18 protein-coding genes and 1 pseudogene are annotated in these 19223 nt (G+C 74.3%); 7 read left to right on the forward strand and 12 right to left on the reverse strand.

From position 1 onward, the window contains the following. Positions 1–33 precede the first annotated feature (33 nt). Genes tilS through WQ56_RS05260 form a run of 3 tightly spaced genes read left to right on the forward strand, consistent with a single transcriptional unit; the run spans position 34 to position 2616 of the window. Positions 34–1389: a tRNA lysidine(34) synthetase TilS gene (gene tilS / locus WQ56_RS05250; protein ID WP_047136045.1), complete on the forward strand. Its 1356-nt coding sequence runs from the start codon at positions 34–36 to the stop codon at positions 1387–1389. Positions 1390–1436: 47 nt separating this feature from the next. Continuing rightward, positions 1437–1724 (forward strand): exodeoxyribonuclease VII small subunit, encoded by a 288-nt coding sequence (locus WQ56_RS05255; RefSeq protein WP_047136046.1) that lies wholly within the window; start codon positions 1437–1439, stop codon positions 1722–1724. After that, the gene (locus tag WQ56_RS05260) at positions 1717–2616 is read left to right on the forward strand and encodes a farnesyl diphosphate synthase (RefSeq protein WP_047136047.1); all 900 of its coding nucleotides are present in this window, start codon (positions 1717–1719) and stop codon (positions 2614–2616) included. The genes WQ56_RS05255 and WQ56_RS05260 overlap by 8 nt, the downstream gene beginning before the upstream one ends. Positions 2617–2698: 82 nt before the next feature. On the opposite strand, the gene WQ56_RS05265 is transcribed toward WQ56_RS05260, so the two are convergent. The 3 genes from WQ56_RS05265 to pmbA form a co-directional block, all read right to left on the reverse strand. Further along, a complete protein-coding gene (locus tag WQ56_RS05265; RefSeq protein ID WP_052772855.1) occupies positions 2699–3145 on the reverse strand; it encodes a DUF4870 domain-containing protein in 447 nt (148 codons plus the stop codon). A gap of 479 nt (positions 3146–3624) precedes the next feature. Further along, the gene (locus WQ56_RS05270) at positions 3625–3990 is read right to left on the reverse strand and encodes a DUF4870 domain-containing protein (RefSeq protein ID WP_047136048.1); all 366 of its coding nucleotides are present in this window, start codon (positions 3988–3990) and stop codon (positions 3625–3627) included. An 82-nt stretch (positions 3991–4072) separates the two neighbouring features. Continuing rightward, positions 4073–5458 carry a metalloprotease PmbA gene (gene pmbA / locus WQ56_RS05275; RefSeq protein ID WP_047136049.1) on the reverse strand — a complete coding sequence of 462 codons (1386 nt, stop codon included), beginning with the start codon at positions 5456–5458 and terminating at the stop codon, positions 4073–4075. Positions 5459–5481: 23 nt separating this feature from the next. Here pmbA and yjgA point away from each other — a divergent pair. Continuing rightward, positions 5482–5985, forward strand: a pseudogene (yjgA, locus tag WQ56_RS05280) (ribosome biogenesis factor YjgA); the annotation flags it as partial. A 146-nt stretch (positions 5986–6131) separates the two neighbouring features. On the opposite strand, the gene tldD reads toward yjgA, so the two are convergent. The 4 genes from tldD to WQ56_RS05300 all read right to left on the reverse strand — a co-directional run bounded on the left by tldD (position 6132) and on the right by WQ56_RS05300 (position 13660). Next, positions 6132–7577: a metalloprotease TldD gene (tldD, locus tag WQ56_RS05285; protein ID WP_047136143.1), complete on the reverse strand. Its 1446-nt coding sequence runs from the start codon at positions 7575–7577 to the stop codon at positions 6132–6134. A 92-nt stretch (positions 7578–7669) separates the two neighbouring features. Further along, positions 7670–11524: a YhdP family protein gene (locus WQ56_RS05290; RefSeq protein ID WP_047136051.1), complete on the reverse strand. Its 3855-nt coding sequence runs from the start codon at positions 11522–11524 to the stop codon at positions 7670–7672. Between the two features lie 21 nt (positions 11525–11545). Continuing rightward, on the reverse strand, positions 11546–13054 hold the full coding sequence (gene rng / locus WQ56_RS05295) for a ribonuclease G (protein ID WP_047136052.1): 1509 nt from the start codon (positions 13052–13054) through the stop codon (positions 11546–11548). Between the two features lie 6 nt (positions 13055–13060). Then, entirely contained in the window at positions 13061–13660 is a 600-nt protein-coding gene (locus WQ56_RS05300) for a Maf family nucleotide pyrophosphatase (protein ID WP_047136053.1), read from the reverse strand. A gap of 122 nt (positions 13661–13782) precedes the next feature. Here WQ56_RS05300 and WQ56_RS05305 point away from each other — a divergent pair, with 122 nt between their 5' ends. The 3 genes from WQ56_RS05305 to WQ56_RS19435 all read left to right on the forward strand — a co-directional run bounded on the left by WQ56_RS05305 (position 13783) and on the right by WQ56_RS19435 (position 15594). Continuing rightward, the gene (locus WQ56_RS05305; RefSeq protein ID WP_047136054.1) at positions 13783–14514 is read left to right on the forward strand and encodes an SIMPL domain-containing protein; all 732 of its coding nucleotides are present in this window, start codon (positions 13783–13785) and stop codon (positions 14512–14514) included. A gap of 1 nt (position 14515) precedes the next feature. Continuing rightward, positions 14516–14689, forward strand: coding sequence for a hypothetical protein (locus WQ56_RS18540; protein WP_156170363.1), 174 nt, complete (start codon positions 14516–14518; stop codon positions 14687–14689). A 215-nt stretch (positions 14690–14904) separates the two neighbouring features. Further along, positions 14905–15594, forward strand: a complete 690-nt coding sequence (locus tag WQ56_RS19435) for an energy transducer TonB (RefSeq protein WP_052772856.1) — start codon at positions 14905–14907, stop codon at positions 15592–15594. A gap of 390 nt (positions 15595–15984) precedes the next feature. On the opposite strand, the gene rlmH is transcribed toward WQ56_RS19435, so the two are convergent. Genes rlmH through lptE form a run of 5 tightly spaced genes read right to left on the reverse strand, consistent with a single transcriptional unit; the run spans position 15985 to position 19222 of the window. Continuing rightward, entirely contained in the window at positions 15985–16455 is a 471-nt protein-coding gene (gene rlmH / locus WQ56_RS05315; RefSeq protein WP_047136055.1) for a 23S rRNA (pseudouridine(1915)-N(3))-methyltransferase RlmH, read from the reverse strand. A gap of 46 nt (positions 16456–16501) precedes the next feature. Further along, positions 16502–16912, reverse strand: a complete 411-nt coding sequence (gene rsfS / locus WQ56_RS05320) for a ribosome silencing factor (RefSeq protein WP_047136056.1) — start codon at positions 16910–16912, stop codon at positions 16502–16504. A gap of 30 nt (positions 16913–16942) precedes the next feature. Continuing rightward, positions 16943–17599, reverse strand: a complete 657-nt coding sequence (gene nadD, locus WQ56_RS05325; protein ID WP_047136057.1) for a nicotinate-nucleotide adenylyltransferase — start codon at positions 17597–17599, stop codon at positions 16943–16945. Positions 17600–17607: 8 nt separating this feature from the next. Continuing rightward, positions 17608–18654, reverse strand: coding sequence for a DNA polymerase III subunit delta (gene holA, locus WQ56_RS05330; protein WP_047136058.1), 1047 nt, complete (start codon positions 18652–18654; stop codon positions 17608–17610). Positions 18655–18685: 31 nt separating this feature from the next. Beyond that, positions 18686–19222 carry an LPS assembly lipoprotein LptE gene (lptE, locus tag WQ56_RS05335; RefSeq protein WP_047136059.1) on the reverse strand — a complete coding sequence of 179 codons (537 nt, stop codon included), beginning with the start codon at positions 19220–19222 and terminating at the stop codon, positions 18686–18688. Position 19223: the final 1 nt, after the last annotated feature.

Below are 19223 nucleotides of genomic sequence, written 5' to 3' on the forward strand. Positions count from 1 at the left end.
CGCAGCATTCCGGTCGCATGGCACCATGCGCGGATGCCCGCGCCGTCTCCCGATCCGACGCTGCCCGCGCCGCCCGGCGACGGCCCGCTGCGCGTCGCCTTCAGCGGCGGCCTGGACTCGACCGTACTGCTGCATCTGCTCGCGCACGACCCGCGCGTCCGCGCGCGCGGCCTCATCGCGCTGCACGTGCACCACGGCCTGCAGCCGCAGGCCGACGCCTGGGCCGCGCATTGCGAAGCGGCCTGCGCCGCGCTGGACGTGCGCTGCGAGGTGCTGCGCGTGACGGTCGTGCGCGATGGCGGCCGGGGCCTGGAGGCCGCGGCGCGCGAGGCCCGCCATGCCGCGCTGCGGGCGCAGTTGCCGCCGGGCGCGGTCGCGGTCTTCGCCCACCACCGCGACGACCAGGCCGAGACCGTGCTGCTGCGCGCGCTGCGCGGGTCCGGTCCCGACGGCCTGGCGGCGATGCGGTCGCTGCGCGCGTTCGGCGCGGGCTGGCTGTGGCGGCCGCTGCTGGAGGTGCCGCGTGCGCACCTGCTCGCCTATGCCGCACGGCACGGGCTGTGCTGGATCGAGGATCCGAGCAACGCCGACGACGCCGCCGACCGCAACTTCCTGCGCAACCGCGTGCTGCCGCTGCTGCGCACGCGCTGGCCGCAGGCCGACGGCGTGCTGGCCGAGGTCGCGGCGCTGCAGCGCGCGAGCGTCGCGTTGCTCGATGACGGCGATGCCGCAGCGCTGGCGCAGGCACGCACGCCCGACCCGGCAACGCTGGGCGTCGATCCGCTGCGCGCGTTGCCGCCCGCGCGCCGCGCCCGCGTGCTGCGGCGCTGGATCGCGGCACTGGACCTGCCGCCGCTGCCGCGTCAGGGCAGCGCCTGGTGTGAGGCCGCGCTGCAGACGCCTGCCGGGGATCGCATCCCCCAGTTCGACTGGGCGGGCTGCCGGCTGCAGCGCTGGCGCGACCTGCTGCACGCAGGACCGCAGCGCCCGTCGCTGCCGCGCGATCTCGATCTCGACTGGACCGGTAGCGGGCCACTCGCACTGCCGGGCGGCGACCGGCTGCGTCTGCTCGGCCCGCCGCCCGAGGCCCCGCAGCGCTGGCGCGTGCGCGCGCGGCGCGGCGGCGAGCGTGTCGTGCTGCCCGGGCGGACGCATTCGCACGCGCCCAAGCACGTGCTGCAGGACCGCGCGGTGCCGCCCTGGATCCGCGCGCGGCTTCCGCTGGTCGTCGATGCCGACGGCCGGCTGCTCGCGGCCGGCGACGTCGTTCTCGACGCGGCGTTCGAAGCCTGGCTGCGCGACGGCGGCTTCAGGCTGCGCTGGGAGCGCGCGGCCGCACAGGCCGGGGAGAAGGCGGCCCCGTCGACAGGCGATCGCCCGCCGCCGTGATCGCGACGGGCGGCCCCCGCCCGGGCGTCATCGCTTAGAATCCGTCCATGGCCAGATCCGCTTCCACGTCCACCCCGCCCGCCCACGATCCGTCCCCGGTCGCCGACTTCGAGAACGCGCTCGGCCAGCTCGAGGCGCTGGTCGAACGGATGGAAGGCGGCGAGCTGAGCCTGGAGGAATCCCTCGGCGCCTACGAGCGCGGCGTCGGCCTGTACCGCCGCTGCCGCCAGGCGCTCGAGGACGCCGAGCAGCGCGTACGCCTGCTCAGCGACCCGGCCGCGCCCGAGCGTGGCCAGCCGTTCGGCAACGAGCAGGCCGACGATCCCGATGCCTGATCCCGCCGGCGAGGTCGCCGCGCGCATCGGCGACTGGCGCGCCCGGACCGACGCGGCGCTGCAGCACGCGCTCGACGGTGCGGCCGGTGGCGAGCCGCGGCTGCACGCGGCGATGCGCCACGCGGTACTGCTCGGCGGGAAGCGCATGCGCCCGCTGCTGGTCCACGCGACCGCGGCCGCGTTCGGCGCGCCGCCAGCGCACGCCGACGCGCCTGCGGTCGCGGTCGAGCTCGTGCACGCCTACTCACTGGTCCACGACGACCTGCCCGCGATGGACGACGACGCGCTGCGTCGCGGCCAGCCGACCGTGCACGTCGCCTTCGACGAGGCCACCGCCATCCTCGCCGGCGACGCCTTGCAGACGTTGGCATTCTCGGTGCTGGCCGAGGCGCCACTAGCGGCCGAGACGCGGCTGGCGATGGTCGCGCGGCTGGCCACGGCATCGGGCGCGCTGGGCATGTGCGGCGGCCAGGCGATCGACCTGGCCGCGACCGGCGATGGCGGCACGCTCAACATCGCCGGCCTCGAACGCCTGCATGCGCTCAAGACTGGCGCGCTGCTGCGCGCCGCGGTCGCGCTGGGCGCGCTGGCGGCGAACGTCGATGCCGCGACGCGCGCACGGCTCGACGATTTCGCGACCGCGCTTGGCCTCGCATTCCAGATCCGCGACGACCTGCTCGACATCGAGGGCGACAGCGCGACGCTGGGCAAGACCGCGGGCAAGGACGTCGCACAGGACAAGGCCACGTTCCCGGCATTGATCGGCGCCGACGCCTCGCGCGCGCGGCTGGCCGAACTCGCCTCGCGCATGCGCGAGGCACTCGCGCCGTTCGGCGATGCCGCCGCGCCGCTTGCCGAACTCGGCCGGCAGGCCATCGAACGCGATCACTGAGCCGCGCTTGCAGGCGCGCGCTCGCGCGCGATGGCGCTGTCCCAGGCACGCTGGTCGCGCGCGAGCGCGCCGACCGAAGAACTCAGCCGCCGACGAGGCGGAACGACAGCGGGTAACGGTAGGTCTCGCCGTTCCACGCCTTGACCGCGGCGACGATGCCGCACACCAGCCACAACACCGCCAGCGCGCAGGCGCCGGCCACCAGCAGCAGGCCAAGCGGCAGCGTAACGATCGCACCGATGCCCAGCGTCAGCACGGTGGCGCCGAACAGCGCGACGCCGGCGGCGCCGAGCGCACAGGCGTACAGGAACATGCTCAGGTTGAAGTTCAGCGCCTCCAGCGCATGGCCGGCGACGAACGCATCGTCGTCGCGCTTGACCAGGTAGACGGTACCGGCGACGAGGACGCCGGCGAGCCCGGACATCCAGCTCGTCAGCAGCGCGAGCACCAGCGCGCCGACGTGCGTGGCGGTCGCCCACTGGCGGCTGGCGACGGCGGGCGGCAACTGGGGGAGCATCGAGGCATGCATGCGCGGTCTTCCGGGAAGCGGCGAGGGACCGGTCCATGATGGCGCCGGGCGACGGCGGCGCAAGCCAACCGATGGCACCCAACCGATGGCAGGGGGGCGAAGCGACCACTGGGCATCGTCTGGGATTGCGGGATACAGCGATTCGCTTCGGACGGGCAGCAGCCGGCCGGCCGGAAGCCGCTCTCTCCCCTCTCGGTCAAGGCCACAGAGCCCCCCCGCTAGAAGAAGTCATGCGCCTTCGGTCTCAGTGCGTCGTGTCGGCCGGGGATTGCGATAGCGGGCCAGGGATGGCCCGCGGCGGCGAGTCAGCCATGGATGGCTGACCGAGCCGATGAGCAGTCCCCGGCCGGCGCGACGCGCTCTCCGGAGACGAGCGCCGTGATCGAGCAAGCAGAAGCAGGATTCCCCTGACTTCGGCGAAGAACCATAAAAAACCCCGGCACGCGGGCCGGGGTTCGGGAGACCGCGGTACGCGCCGGTCAGTTGATCAGGCGCAGCGCGAAGGGATAGCGGTAGGCCACGCCGTCCTTTGCCTTGAGCGCGGCAATGATGCTGAAGACCACGCACAGGATCCACAGCACGATGTTGATCAGGCCGCCGATCAGGATGATCGTCAGCACCATGCCGATGACGTAGCCGATGGTCAGCGTGATCTGGAAGTTCAGCGCTTCCTTGGCCTGGTCGGTGACGAAGGCCTTTTCTGGCTTGTCCTTGTGCACCAGCCACATGATCAGCGGCACGATGAAACCGAAGATGATGCACGACAGATGCGTGAGCATCGCGAACGTGCGGTCGTCCTGCGTGGTGGCGGTGGCGCCGGCCGGTGCCGGGTCGAAATCGTTCATGGCGGGGTTCCCCAGGGCGAAATGGAAAAAGGATCGCTGGGCCGGGCGAGGACGCCGCCGCGGCTGGCGGTGCGAGCATACGTCAATCCGTGCCCGCCACCGTCATCGCGCCGACCAGGATCGAGCCGGTGCGCACGTGCGAGCGCGGGTCGACGTCCGCGCCCACCGCCTCGATGCTGCCGAACATCTGTTTCAGGTTGCCGGCGATCGTGATCCCGTCGACCGCGTGGCGGATCTCGCCGCCCTCGACCCAGAAGCCTGCCGCGCCGCGCGAGTAGTCGCCGGTGACCGCGTTGACGCCCTGCCCCATCAACTCGGTCACCAGCAGCCCGCGCCCCATGTCGCGCACCAGCGCGTCGAGGTCGCCGGCATTGGCGGCGATCTCCAGGTTGTGCACGCCGCCGGCGTTGCCGGTGGTCTGCAGCCCGAGCCGGCGCGCCGAGTAGCCGCCGAGGATGTAGCGCTGCAGCACGCCCGCCTCGACCAGCGACGACTCGCGGGTCGCCACGCCCTCGGCGTCGAACGCGGCGGACTGGAAGCCGCGCGCCAGGAACGGCCGCTCGTGGATCGAGAACCAGTCGGGGAACAGCTGCGTGCCCGCGCTGTCGAGCAGGAAGCTCGCGCGCCGGTACAGCGCGCCGCCCGAGACCGCGCCGAGCAGGTGGCCGACCAGCGACCGGGCGACATCGGCCTGGAACAGCACCGGATAGCGGCCGGTCGGCACCGGCCGCGGATCGAGCCGCGCGAGCGTACGCTGCGCCGCGCGGCGGCCCACCGCCTTCGCCGGTTCCAGATCGTCGGCGGCCAGCGCCACGCTGTACCAGCCGTCGCGCTGCATGCGCTCGCCGGTACCGGCGATCAACGCACAGCCGATGCTGTGGTGGCTGCCGCGCTCGGCACCCACGAAGCCGTGGCTGTTGGCGTAGACGTGCAGCGCGCGCGCCGTCGAGACCGAGGCACCGTCGGAATTGCCGATCCGCGCGTCGACGTCGCGGCCGGCGGTCTCGCAGGCGAGCGCCAGGTCGACCGCGCGGTCGGCATCGAGCGCCCACGGGTGCCAGGCGTCGAACTCGGGGAAGCGCCCCTCTGGACCGGGCCGGGCCATGAGCGCGGCGTCGGCCAGGCCCGCGGCCGGATCGTCCTCGGTGAAGCGCGCGATCGCGCAGGCCTGGTCGACGGTCGCCGCCAGGCTGTCCTCGCGCAGGTCCGCGGTGCTCGCACTGCCCTTGCGCGTGCCGAAGTACACGGTCACCGCGATGCCGCGGTCGCGGGTGGACTCGACGGTCTCGACCTCGCCCATGCGCACGTCGACGTTGAGGCCGGCATCCTCCGAGCAGGCGACCTCGGCCTGGGTCGCACCCTGGGCGCGGCAGCGCTCGAGCAGGCGCTGCGACAGCGCGGTCAGCGCGTCGAGCCGGGCGGCGGAATCGTCGTCGTGCACGACGTCGGCGATCTGCGATGCGGACATGGTCAATGGCTTATCCTGTTGCGATGAGAGGCATAGACGAAGACAGCGGCGAATACCTGGGCCCGAGCCGCAAGCAGCAGCGCCGCGAGGCGCTCGAGGTGCTGGCGCTGGCCGAGGCGCTGGTGGCGCTGCCCGAAGGCCGGCTGGCGAAACTGCCGGTCCCCGACACGCTGCTGCCGCACATCGCCGAGACGCGGCGGATCACCTCGCACATCGCGCGCAAGCGGCAGATGGCGTTCCTGGCCAAGCAGATGCGCCGCGAGGAGGACGAGACGCTGGAGGCGATCCGCGACGCGCTCGACGCCGGCGGCGAGGCCGCGCGCATCGAGACCGCGATGCTGCACCGCGCGGAAGCCTGGCGCACGCGCCTGCTCGACGAGGGCGACGCGGCGCTCGCCGAGCTGCTGGAAACCTACCCGCAGGCCGACCGCCAGCGCCTGCGCCAACTGGTGCGCAATGCCCTGGCCGAACGGGCGAGGAACAAGCCGCCGGCGGCGTTCCGGGAACTGTTCCGGCTGCTGCGCGACACGGTCGCGCAGAAGACCGAACAGCCCGAATAGCGGGGATCCGGGAGACGGGCCCCGGGATCGGAAAGCGCGCGCACCCTGCGCGGACACGCCATTCCGAATCATTGATCCCCGATGCCCCTTCCCGCGCACCTGATGGCTCGCCATCAGGCGCGCGTGCCGCCCACGGTGAGCCCGTCGATAAGCAGCGACGGCTGGCCGACGCCGACCGGGACGCTCTGGCCGTCCTTGCCGCAGATCCCCACGCCGTCGTCGAGCGCCATGTCGTGGCCGACCATGCGCACGCGCTGCATCGTCTCCGGGCCGTTGCCGATCAGCGTCGCGCCCTTGACCGGCGCGGTGATGCGGCCGTCCTCGATCAGGTAGGCCTCGGTCGCCGAGAACACGTACTTGCCGCTGGTGATGTCGACCTGGCCGCCACCGAAGTTGACCGCGTACAGGCCCCTCGATACCGACCGGATCATGTCCTGCGGGTCGTCGCGGCCGGCCAGCATGTAGGTGTTGGTCATCCGCGGCATCACCCGGTGCGCGAACGATTCCCGCCGGCCGTTGCCGGTCGGCGCCGCGCCGCCCAGGCGCGCGCTGAGGGTGTCGTGCATGTAGCCGGTCAGCACGCCGTCCTCGATCAGCGTCGTGCACTGGGTCGGCGTGCCCTCGTCGTCGATGTTCAGCGACCCGCGGCGACCGGCCAGCGTGCCGTCGTCGACGATGGTCACGCCCGGCGCGGCGACACGCTGACCGACGCGGCCGGCGTAGGTGCTGGTGCCCTTGCGGTTGAAGTCGCCCTCCAGGCCGTGGCCGACCGCCTCGTGCAGCAGCACGCCGGGCCAGCCGGCGCCGAGCACGACCGGCATCACCCCGGCCGGCGCATCGACCGCCTCGAGGTTCACCAGCGCCTGGCGCAGCGCCTCGCGCGCGAAATGCTCCGGCCGCCCGTCGCCGAGCAGTTCGGCGTAGGAATAGCGCCCGCCGTAGCCGGCGTAGCCCGACTCGCGGCGGCCGTCCTGTTCGACCAGCACCTGGATGTTGAGCCGGACCAGCGGCCGCACGTCGCCGGCGAGCACACCGTCGCTGCGCGCGACCAGGATCGTGTCCAGCCCGCCCGACAGGCCGACGGTGACCTGCTGCACGCGCGGATCGGCGCTGCGCAGCAGCCGATCGATCCGACGCAGCGCCTCCACCTTTTCCGCGCTGCCCAGTGCGTCGATCGGATCGTCGGACGGGTACAGCGCATGCGCGTGCGCGCGCACCAGCGCCCGCGGCGCCTGTGCGCGGCCGTCGCGGGCGATCGCGCGGGCCGACCGCGCGGCGCCCAGCAGGGCGGTCGCATCGAGGTCGTCCGAGTATGCGAAGCCGGTCTTCTCGCCGCTGATCGCGCGCACGCCCACGCCCTGCTCGATCGCGTGCGCGCCGTTCTTGACGATGCCGTCCTCGACCGACCAGCTCTCGCGGCGCGCATGCTGGAAGTACAGGTCGCCGAAGTCGATGCCGGGGCCGAGCAGCGCGGAGAAGGTGCGGTCGAGGTGGGCGCCGTCGAGGCCGGCGGGCAGCAGCAGGCGGGACTGCGCGAGCGCCAGCGTGTCGCCGGTCACGGGGGAGAGGTCGGTCATCCCTGCAGTGTGGGGGCTGGCACGCGAATGGCAACCCGCGGCGCGCCGCCGGCCGCAGCGCGGCGGGCGACGCGTCAGGGACCGGGCGGCGGCGAAGGCACAGGTGGCGTCCCGCCGTCGCGGCGCTCGACGACCTCGACCTTCGGGTCCTGCCAGGGGCCGCTGACGTGGTAGTTGCGCGCGCCCATCTCGGCCAGCGGCCGGCGCAGCACCGCGTTGGCGACCGCGCCGACCGCCGCGCCCACCGGACCCGCCGTCAGCGCGCCGACGGCCGGCAGCAGGTTGCCGGTCTTGGGCAGCACCTCGATGTCCTGGTCGTGGGTGCGCGCCTGCAGGTCGGCAGTGCCGCGGATGCGGATCTCCGCCGCCGGGCCGTCGATCGTCACCCCGTCGCTGCGGGCCACGCCGTCGCCGAAGCGGATCTCGCCGCCGATCCGGCTGAAGCCGAAGCCACGGTTGAAGAAGTCGCGGAAGTCGAGCATCAGCCGGCGCGGCAGCTCGGCCACGCTCAGCAGGCCCAGCACGCGGCCGGCGCCGGGCTCGACCTCGACCAGTTGCCCATCCTTGACCGTCAGCTGCAACGCGCCCTGGAGCGAGGCGACCTCGAACGCGTCGGGCGCGCCCGGCCAGGCGGCGTCGAAATCGACCCGGCCCTGCCCGCCGACGATGCTGCCGGCGAAGCCCAGGCCCGAGGCCAACCGGCCGAAGTCGTCGCTCTCCAGGTCGGCCTCCAGCACCGTCCGCGCACCGGTGCCGCGCCCCGTCCAGCGGCCGCGCAGATCGATCCGGTGCTGCGGCGACTGCACGCGCAGGCGATCGAGCGCGACGCCGCCCGGCACGCGCACGAGGCTGCCGTCGGCGGTCCCCAGCGGCAGGGAGCCGACGCGCAGGTCCTCGACCGCCAGCCGGATCGGCGGCAGCGTCGCCGGATCGATCGTGTCGGCGTCGTCGCGCGGCTTCGGCGCAGGCGACGGCGGCGGCACCTGCCCTCCGGCCGGCGCCGACATCGGCCAGTGCAAGCGCTGCAGCGTCGCGACGATCGGCGCGCCGTCGGCATCGGGCACGCGCACGCCGCCGGCCAGCGCGGCGCCGTCGAAGCGCAGGCTGGTGCCGGCGCCCTGGCGCACGGCGGTGATCCGGGTCTGGCCGAGGCTGGCGCCGGGCAGGCGCAGGTCGAGCGCGGTCAAGTCCACGCCGACCAGTCGCGGCGCGGCGCCGTCGCCGTCGCCGCCGGCCGCAAGGCCGATCCAGTCGACCAGCGCGACGACCGGGGTGCGCCCGCCGATCGCGATGCCCGCCGCCGGCGGCGCCTCGGCCACGCGGCCGCTGCCGAACGCCAGGCGTACGCCGGTGCCCGCGTCTCGCGCGCGGGCACGCACCGCGAGCCGGTCGCCGAAGCCGACCGCGATATCGCCCGCGTCGAACGGCAGCGGCGCCTCGATCGTCGTGCGCAGGGCCTCGCCGGCCGGCTTGGCCAGCGGTGCCGGCAGCCGCAGCGCGGTGCCGACGAGATCGGACCGCAGCAGCAGCCGCGCCGGCGCCTGCCCCGGCGCGGGCGCACGGGCGACCGAGACCTGCACGTGCCACGGCGCGGCACCGTCGACGTGCGGCCGCAGCCAGCCCAGGTCCGGCGCGCGGGCGAGCAGGTCGGCGGCCGTCAGCGCGGCGTCGAGCTCGGCCTCGAACGCCTGCGCGCGGTCGCGGACGTGGCCGTCGCCTGCGCGCAGCGCCAGCGTGCCGGCGTGGCCCTCGGTGCGCGCCGCTAGGCGCTCGCCGGCGAAGCCGTTCTGGTCGAAGCGTGCCCGTCCGCGCACGTCGGCGAAGTCGAGCGAGAAACGGCGTTCGCGCGCCGACACGCCCTCCAGCGCGACGCTGCCGTCGAGCCGCACCGGCGCGCCGTGCGGCACCGCGAGCGAAAGCTGCACGCGGGTCGGCCCGGCGACCTCGAGGTTATCGAGCGTCTCGGCGTGCTCGGCATGGAACGGGCTGCGCCGCATCAGCGCCAGCAGCGCGGCGGCGTCGGCCTCGGTGGCCGCGCGCACCTCGACCGGGCTGCCGGCGTAGTGCCGCATGCCGGCGTCGATCGTGCGCACCGGCACGCCGGCCAGTTCGCCGTGCGCGTCCTCGACCGAGAACCCGTCGTTGACGAAGCGCACCTGCCCGCTCATCCGCTCCAGCGCCGGCCAGTCGTCCTGGAACCGGATCGTCGCGTCGTCGATGCGCGCGTGGGCGACGAACACGCCCTTGCGGTCGCGGCCGCCGGCCGGGCCGAACGGCCAGTCGTCGAGATCGCCGGAGACGATCGCGCGCCCGTCGCGCACCGTGCCGGCGACCAGCGCCATGTCCAGCCACTGACGCGCCGCGGCCGGCATCTGGTGCCGGACCCAGAATTTCTTCGCCACCGGCACCTGCGCCGGATCGACGGTGGCGGCCAGGTCGAGCCGCGGCCGGGAGCCGTCGCCCTGGAACGCGAGCCCGCCGCGCGCATGCGCCGCGTAGCCCTCGCCTTCCACGCGCAGCGCCGGCGTCTCGACGTGCCAGCCGCCGTCCTCGCGCCAGGCCGCGATCTCGCCCTCGAGCCGCAGCGGGTGCGGCACGCCGAAGCCCTCGGGCCAGTCGAACACCAGCCGGGCCGCCGGATCGGGCCGGAACACCAGGCCGTCGGCGTCGCCGGCCAGCGTGCCGGCGAACCCGCGCAGGCCGGGCGCGGTACCGACCGGCCCGAAGCCCAGGTCCTCGATCCGCGCCGACACGCGCGCCGTCCCGCCACGCACCGCGGCGAACTCGACGTCGGCCAGCACCGCCTGCGGCGCGGCCGCCTGCAGCCAGTCGCGCAGTCGCGGCGACAGGCCGTCGCCGAGCGCGGCCAGCGCCAGCAGCGGCGCGACCTCAACGCGTGAGGCCTTCATCGCATAGCGCGCGCCACCCGCCAGCACCAGCCCGTCGAGCGTCTGCTCGCGCCCGTGCTGGACCACCCGCAGCGTCGGGGCGTCGAGCCGCCAGTCGGCGTCCTCGTGCTCCCAGCGCAGCCGTGCGCGCACGCCGTCGAAGGCGACCGCACGCGGCGCGGCGTCGCCGCTCGCAGGCGCGCGCGCACGACGCAGCGACAGCGTGTCGAGCGCGATGTCGGCGGTCGCCGCGACCACCCGACGCTCGCGCAGGTCGAGCCAGGCCGCAACGCGGCCGTGGCCCTCCCCGATCGCCACGCCGCTGGGCGCCAGCAGCGGCGACCAGACCTGCAGGTCGTTGCGCGGCATCGCGATGTAGGCCCGGCCCTCGAGTCCGGCGCGCAGCAGGTCGACCCGCAGGTCGAGCGGCGCGCCGTCGACCTCGACCCAGGCGCGCGCGGCGGCGCGCACGCGGCGCCGGTCGACCTGCATGCGCAGGTCGACGCGCGGCAGCGTGTGCCGCAGCGCCAGCGACGGCGCATCGATCGTGAGCCGGGCGCCGATCACCTGCAGCTCGCCCAGGCCCTCGAGCGCGGCGAGGGGATCGTCGCTGGGCGTCGCGCTGCCCGGCAGCCCGCGGACGTGCCAGCCGCCGGCGTCGTCGCGCTCGAGCGTCAGCGCCAGTCCCTGGATCCGCAGCTCGGTCAGCGAGCGGCCCGGCAGCAGGCCCGAGTACGGCGCGACCTGGATCTCGGCGCTGTCGATCGGCACCGCGGTCGCCGGCTCGCCGATCCGCAGCCCGGTCACCCGCAGCAGCGGCCCGCGCCGGCTCCACTGCGTGCGCAGCGTCTCGAACGCGACCGGCCGGCCGGCGCGCTCGCTGAGCCAGCGCTCGACGGTGCGCGGATTGCGCTCGACCCACGGCAGCGCCAGTTGCGCCAGCGCCACTGCGCCGATCGCGACGAGCACCAGCGTCAGCGCCGCCACGTACCACGCGCCCAGGTGCGCCCGGCGCAGGCGGGTCGCCCACGCCGCGGTCATCGTCGCGTGCGCCGGCTGCGGTTACAGGAGCACAACGTCGAACTGCTCCTGCAGGTACTGGTCGTCGGACTGGAAGCGGATCGACTTGCCGAGGAACTCCTCGAGCTCCACGACCGCGGCCGATTCCTCGTCGGTGATCGTCGCCACGACCTTCGGCGAGGCGATGACCAGCAGCCGGTCGGCGTCGAACTGGCGTACCGCGCGCACGATCTCGCGGAAGATCTCGTAGGTCACGGTCTCGACCGTCTTGACGATGCCGCGGCCGCCGCAGGCGCCGCACGACTCGCCGAGCTGGCGCTGCAGGCTCTCGACCGTGCGCTTGCGGGTCATCTCGACCAGGCCCAGCGGCGAGAAGTCGTAGACGGTGGTCTTGGCATGGTCGCGCGCGAGCGACTTCTCGAGCGTGCGCAGCACCTGGCGGCGGTGCTCGGGATCGGCCATGTCGATGAAGTCGATGATGATGATGCCGCCCAGGTTGCGCAGCCGCAGCTGCCGGGCGACCGCCTGCGCCGCCTCGAGGTTGGTGCGGAACACCGTCTCCTCGAGGTTGCGCTGGCCAAGAAACGAGCCGGTGTTGACGTCGACGGTCGTCATCGCCTCGGTCTGGTCGATGACCAGCGTGCCGCCGGACTTCAACGGCACTTCCTTGTTGAGCGCGCGCTGGATCTCGTCCTCGACCCCGTACAGGTCGAAGATCGGCCGTGCGCCGCCGTAGCATTCGATCCGGTCGACCAGCCGGGCCTGCTCGGCCGGGCCGGGCGCGGGCAGATACTGCGCGGCGAACACGCACAGCTTCTCGTAGGTGTCGCGCGAGTCCACCTTGACCTTGTCGACGTCGCGGCGCATCAGGTCGCGCACCGCGCGCATCGGCAGCGTCAGGTCCTCGTAGACCCGGCTGCCCACGCGCGCCTCGCCCACGGTGTGCTCGATCAGCGCCCAGGCCCGCTGCAGGTAGGCGATGTCCTCGGCCAGCGCCTCGGCGCTCTGGCCCTCGGCGTTGGTGCGCACGATGTAGCCGTGGCCGCCGGTGGCCGCGGCCAGCTCGGAGACCAGGGTCTTGAGCCGGGTGCGCTCGGCCTCGTCCTCGATCCGCGCCGACACGCCGACCGCGCGCGACTGCGGGAGCAGCACCAGGTAGCGCGACGGGATGCTGATCTGCGTGGTCAGCCGCGCGCCCTTGCTGCCGATCGGGTCCTTGACCACCTGGACCACGATCTCCTGGCCGTCGCGCAGCAACTCGTTGACCGGCAGTGTCGGCCCGGACGGCGGGAACAGGCTGTCGCCGTCGCCGGCGGCCTGCGGCGCGCGCATCACGTCGTTGGCGTGCAGGAACGCCGCGCGTTCCAGGCCGATGTCGACGAACGCCGCCTGCATGCCCGGCATCACCCGCTGCACCCGGCCCTTGTAGATGTTGCCGACCACCCCGCGCCGCCAGCCGCGCTCGATGTGCAGCTCCTGCAGCATGCCGTTCTCGACCACCGCCACGCGGGTCTCGCGCGGGGTGACGTTGATCAGGATCTCTTCCGACATGCCGGCTCAGGCCTCCTGCGCATCGGCGGCGAACGGCCGCGGGTCCAGTCCGAAGGTCCGCAGCAGCGCCGCGGTCTGCTGCAGCGGCAGCCCGACCACGCCCGAGTAGCTGCCGGCCAGGCGCTCGACGAACAGTTCCGCGCCGCCCTGGATCGCGTAGCCGCCCGCCTTGCCGCGCGGCTCGCCGCTGGCGACGTAGGCGGCGATGGTGGCCGCGTCGAGCGCCGCAAATGTCACCTCGGTGACGACCGTGGCCTGGGCCTCGCGATCGGCGCCGACCAGCGCCACCGACGAGACCACCTCGTGGGTCCGCCCCGAGAGCCGGCGCAGCATCGACGCCGCTTCGGCGTCGTCGCGCGGCTTGCCGAACACCTCGCCGTCGAGCACGACCTCGGTGTCGGCGCCGAGCACGACCGCGCCTGGCACCGCGACCACCGCGAGCAGCCCGGCGCCGGCCTTTTCGCGCGCGACGCGGCGCACGTAGTCGAGCGCCGGCTCGCCGGGTTCCCGGCACTCGGGAACGTCGACGTCGACGAGGCCGAACGGCAGTCCGAGACGGGTCAGCAGGGCGCGGCGGCGGGGGGATTGCGAGGCGAGATGCAGCATCGGGCAAGGATACCGTGCGTCGCCGTCCTGACCGCCGGCACCGATCGCCTCAACCCCGTTCAGGCTCACGACCCGTTCACCGCCCCGTGACGACCCTTGTTCCGTCGTCCCTGGAGACCACCATGCGCCCCACCCCGCTCCGCCCCCTGCTGCTCGCCTGCAGCCTCGCCCTCGGGACCGTTTCGATGACCGCCACCGCCCAGGACCGCCACGCCCACGCCGCCACGACCGACGGCACCCTGCTGTCGATCTCGGCCAGCGCCGAGGCCAGCCGCGTGCCCGACATCGCGACGCTGTCGACCGGCGTGGTGACCCAGGCCGCCGACGCCAACGGCGCGATGCGCGCCAATGCCGAGCAGATGACCCGTCTCACCGCCGCGATCAAGGCCGCAGGCATCGCCGAACGCGACGTGCAGACCTCGGGCATCAACCTCAGCCCGCAGTACCGCTACGCCGAGAACCAGCCGCCGGCGATCACCGGCTACCAGGCCAGCAACAGCGTCAACCTCAAGGTCCGCGACGTCCGCCGCCTCGGCGCGGTGCTCGACGCCCTCGTCGCCAGCGGCGCGAACCAGATCAACGGCCCGACGTTCGAGATCGACGACGCCGACGCCGTGCAGGACGAGGCCCGCGCCGCGGCGCTGAAGAAGGCCCAGCAGCGCGCCGAGGTCTATGCCGCGTCGCTGGGCATGCGCGTGCGCCGCATCGTGAGCATCAGCGAAAACGGCGGGTTCCAGCCGCCGCGCCCGATGCTGGCGATGCGCGCGGTGGCGCAGGACGCCTCCTCGCCGGTGTCGCCCGGCGAGACCACGCTGACCGCGAACCTCGACGTCGTCTTCGAACTCGGACGCTGACATGACCCCCAAGGACACGCCGCCCACCGCCCCGCCCAAGCCCGGCCAGACGCCCGGCTATTCCGAGAACCATCCGCGCGACCACGAGGACGCGCGGCAACCCGACCCCAAGCGCAAGCGCAATCCCGACGAGGGCGGGCTCGACCGCGAGCCCGAGGGCATGCCCGGCGAATAGCCCGGCCCGCGGCAACGGGCCGCGCGCATCCGGCGCGCGGTTCGGCGGTTCGACCGCCGGTCCGCCGATAGCGACCGCCTGTCGCCCGCCTCTTGCCTCCCGTCCCGATCGCTGCGCAGCGTGCAGACAGCAACGGCGATCGCGCCCGGCCCTGCCGACGCGCTGATCGCCACGCTTCCGCCGGCCATCCGGGCCGGCACGACAGGAGGTGGCGCATGGTGCTGCAGCAGACCGCTCCCCGCACGCGGGGCTTCGAACACCCGGACCGCCGTCCGGACCCGGTCCGGATCGTCGGCATCGCCGGCACGCTCGCGTTCAATGCCGTCGTGCTGTCGATGCTGCTGGTTCCCGCCGGCGGCGGCGACCCGCCCACGCTGCCCGATGCCGCGCCCTCGCTCGACTTCCGCTGGCTCACGCCCCCGCCGCCGACGCCGCCGCGTCCGCCCGAGCAGGTCGAGATCGCCGCGCCCCACCCGGTGCCGACGCCCGCACCGAAGCCTGCGCCCGTCGCGATCGCACCGGCCGTCGAGGCCGCGCCCGCGGTCGATCCCGCACCGTGGCCGATCGTCGAACCGGCGCCTGCGCCCGCCGAGGTCGCGCCGCCGACCATGACCGCGCCCGCGAGCGGGGTGCAGCTGCAGTACGCCGCCGCGCCCGCCCCCGCCTACCCGCGCGACGCGCTGCGCGCCGGCAACACCGGCGTGGTGCAGCTCGAGGTCCACGTCGGCGTCGACGGCCGGCCGCTGTCGGTGCGCGTGCACCGCAGCAGCGGTCATCGCGACCTCGACCAGGCCGCGCTGCGCCAGGTGCAGCGGCACTGGAGGTTCCAGCCGGCGCTGCGCGACGGCCAGCCGGTCGAGGCGATCGGCCTGGTGCCGATCGCGTTCGACCTCGACCGGGGCTGACGTCTTCGCGACTGCGGCGGACCGCCGCCGCAGCCGCCGCCGCAGCCGCAGCGCGCGCATCGATGCGGCCTCGCGCGTCCCCGCGGTCCCGTCCGCACATGCGGCCCCGAAAAACCGTTCGCCCTTCTGAGCCGACACCCGAACACCCCCGTAGGAGCGCGCTTGCGCGCGAAGGCCGTCCAGGGAAAGCCCTCGCGCGCAAGCGCGCTCCTACGGGGACGTTGCACACGAACGGTGCGCGTGGGCGGCGGCGCGCATCGCCCTTCAGTCCTGGCACACGGACACCCCTGTAGGAGCGCGCTCGCGCGCGAGGGCTGTGCAGGGAGAGCCCTCGCGCGCAAGCGCGCCCCTACGGATCAGGGCTCAACGCATCGTCGCGAAGGCGCACGGTCAGGCGCGGTGGTAGGGATGGTTGGCCAGCATCGCCGCGGCGCGGTAGAGCTGCTCGGCCAGCACCAGCCGCACGAGCATGTGCGGCAGTGTCAGCGGGCCGAGCGACCAGCGCTCGTCGGCGCGTGCCAGCACCGTGTCGGCATGGCCTTCCGGACCGCCGATCAGGAAGGCCAGGTCGCGCCCCTGCGCGCGCCAGTGCTCCAGCCGCTGCGCGAGGTCCTCGGACGAATGCATCCGGCCGCGGCCGTCGAGCGCCACCACCAGCGCGTTGCGCGGCAGCGCGGCGAGCACGCGCGCGCCCTCGTCGGCCATCGCGCGCGCGGTGTCGCGGCCCTTGCCGCGCAGGCCCGGCTCGACCTCGACCAGGTCCAGCGGCAGCCAGTGCGACAGCCGCTTGCGGTACTCGCCGAAGCCGTCGGCGACCCAGCCGGGCGCGCGCTCGCCGACCGCGACCAGACGCGCCTTCATGCAGAAAGAATGTCCAGGCGTGCGTCGCGCACGGCCGACCGGCGGCTCACCCGTCGCTGCGCGGCTCGCCGGCGCCCGGCGGCTGGTCGCCGACGGTCCACAGGCGCTCGAGCGCGTAGAACTCGCGCACGCGCGGCAGCATGACGTGCACCACCACATCGCCCAGGTCGACCAGCACCCATTCGGCCTCGCGCTCGCCCTCGACGCCCAGCGGCTGGCAGTCGAGCTGCTTGGCGCGCTTGACCACCTCGTCGGCGATCGACTTCACGTGCCGGCTGGACGTGCCCGAGGCGACGACCATGAAGTCGCAGACGCTGCTGCGGCCGCGCACGTCGATGTCGACGACGTCGACGGCCTTGAGATGGTCGACCGCGTCGAGCGCGGTCCGGAGCAGGACGTCGGCCGGCGGCGGCGGCTCGGGCAGACGGGTCTTGATGACGTGGGCGGTATCGGACAAAGGGGCGGGACTCGGAAAGTGCGGCGTGGATTATAGCGGAGCGACCGGGTGCGCCCGGTACAGCGCCTTCTCCTCGATGAATGCGGCGACCGCAGCGGGCACCAGCCCGTCGAGCGGCGCGCCGGCGGCGACCCGTGCGCGGACCTGCGTGGCCGAGGCCGCATGCAGCGGCTGGCGCAGGCGCAGCACGCGCCCGGCCGGCACCGCCGACAACGCCGCCGGGTCGTCGGTCCAGCGGCCGGCGAGGCAGTCCGCGAGTTCGGGCGGCAAGGCCCCGTCGAGGCCGCTGCCCGGGCGCTCGGCGACGACCAGGTGCGCCAGGTCGAACAGCGCCCGCCAGCGGTGCCAGCCGGTCAGCCCCAGCAGGCTGTCGGCGCCGACCAGCCATGCCAGCGGATGCGCATCGCCCAGCCGCGCGCGCAGGCCGGCCAGCGTGTCGACGGTGTAGCTGCGGCCGCCGCGCAGCAGTTCCTCGCGATCGAGCAGCAGGCCCGGCTCGCCGTCGATCGCCAGCGCGATCATCGCTGCGCGCTGCGTAGCGTCGGCGCCGGGCGGCGCGCGATGCGGCGGGTCGGCGGCCGGCATCAGCCGGACGGTGCACCGCAGCGCGTCGCGCGCGGCGCGCGCGATCGCCAGATGCCCGCAGTGGACGGGATCGAACGTCCCGCCGTAGACGAGATGCAGCATCGCCGGCGTCAGGCCGCCAGCAGCGCGCCGGCCCGGGCGTCGGCGACCGCCACCAGCAGCCGCTCGAGCGCGAGCCAGGCGTCGGCCGGGTCGATCCCGGGCCGGCCGCGGCCCTTGGCGATGCGGTCGATGCGGCCGGCCTCGGCCACGAAGCGCTCCCAGCGCGCGGCCGGATGCCGCTGCAGCGCCCGCCGGTAGCCGGCCTGGCGCGCGTCCCAGATGCGCTGGGCCTTGAATTCGGCGGCCATGTTGCCGCCGCGCGCCTGCACCTGCGCCAGGCTCGCCGCGCGCGCGAGTTCCATGACGATCATGCCCATCAGCGCCGGGATCGCCGCGCCCTCGGCGCGCAGCCCCGCCAGCATCCGCGCGGCCTGCGCGGGCTGGCCGTTCATCGTGGCGTCGAGCAGGCGGAACACGTCGTAGCGCGCGGCGTCGGCCACCAGGGCCTGCATCCGCGCCGCGTCCAGCGGCTGACCGTCGGCCAGCAGCGCCAGCTTGTCGACCTCCTGGGCGGCAGCGAGCAGGTTGCCGTCGACACGCTCGGCCAGCATCTGCACCGCCGCGCGGTCCGCCGGCACGCCACGGCTGCGCAGCCGCGCCTCGATCCAGCCCTCGAGCTCGTGCGGCTTGACCTGCCAGGCGACGACGACGTGGCCGATCGCGGCCACCGCCTCGCTCCACTTGCCGCCGTGCTGGCGGCTCCATTCGCCGCCGGTGATCAGCAGCGTGACGTCGGCCGGCGGATCGGCGCAGAAGCCGGCGATGACCTGCGCGCCCTCCTTGCCGGGCTTGGTCGTGGGCAGGCGCAGCTCGACCAGCCGCCGGCTGGCGAACAGGCTCGGCGCATGGAACGTCGCCTCGAGCGCGTTCCAGTCCACGTCGCGGCCCTCGGGCTCGAACACCTCGCGTTCCGAGACGCCCTGGTCGCGCGCCGCGGCGCGCACCGCGTCGGCCGCTTCGAGCACGCGCAGCGGCTCGGGACCGGCGATCAGGTAGGCCGGCCGCAGCGGCTCGCGCGCCAGCTGTGCCGGCAGCCGCTCGGGGGTCAGTTCCACGGCGTGGGCACGCCGCTGTCGGGCCGTGCCGTCACTCGCGCACGCGTTCCTGCGGGTTGCGGAACACCGCGTCGATGCGGCGGATAATCGAGGCGGTCATCTCGCGCTCGAGCTCGCGCGACAGCAGCTCGCGCTCGGAATCGGCGCCGATCGAGTCGGTCGGCAGCGCCAGATAGTCGCGCGCGAGTTCGATCGCCTGTTGCGGCACGATGTCGCGGCCGTCGGCGTCGCGCATCGAGAACACCACCGCGTAGCGCAGCGTGTACTCCTGCGCGCGGCCCTGCGCGTCGAGGCTCGCCGGCAGCGAGGCCCAGCGCTCGGAGCGGATGTCGAGCACGGCGACGTCCACCGCGTCCTCGGCGGCGATCTGGGCGCCGGCCGCGGCCAGCGCGCGCTCGACCGAGCGCGCGAGCCGGCTGTAGGGATCGGACGAGGCGATCTCCACCGGTCCCAGTTCCGCCGGCAGGGACAGCGCATTGCGCAGGTGGAAGCCGCAGGCCGACAGCGTCAGCGCGACGGCGGCCACGGCGGCGGCCAGGCGGAGGGAGAACGGGCGGCGGATGCTCATG

The organism is Luteimonas sp. FCS-9, assembly GCF_001014645.1.
Lineage (GTDB): Bacteria > Pseudomonadota > Gammaproteobacteria > Xanthomonadales > Xanthomonadaceae > Luteimonas.